The sequence below is a fragment of the Aliiglaciecola sp. M165 genome (assembly GCF_007197995.1).
Classification (GTDB): domain Bacteria; phylum Pseudomonadota; class Gammaproteobacteria; order Enterobacterales; family Alteromonadaceae; genus Aliiglaciecola.
Genome location: NZ_VKKH01000024.1, coordinates 1 through 281, shown reverse-complemented (window position 1 = coordinate 281; position 281 = coordinate 1). Strand labels below are relative to the sequence as shown.

The window sequence follows — 281 nt, the reverse complement described above, 5'->3', positions numbered from 1 at the left end:
ATGGCATTCAAGGTTGTTCGACTGTTTTAGTTTGGCTTCGTAAGCATGGTCGACTAGATTGGTCTTATGGAACCCCTAAGTTTCTGAACAGAGGCGTTGTTGTGGATAAATCGAAAACCGAGTTAACACCAGAGCAGAGGGTCAAAGAGCTTGAGAAGCAGCTAGCCGATACAAAAATGAAAGCAGATTTTTTCGAAGCGGTCGTGAACGTATTGGAAAAAGACCATGGAGTACGCGTTGTAAAAAAGCGCAAAGGCAAGTCATCCAGGAAAAGGTGATAC

At 43.8% G+C, this 281-nt stretch carries 1 pseudogene; it reads left to right on the top strand.

The annotated features are described in order from the left end of the window. Positions 1-248: pseudogene (locus FM019_RS20935) on the top strand (IS3 family transposase); the annotation flags it as partial. Positions 249-281 lie beyond the last annotated feature (33 nt).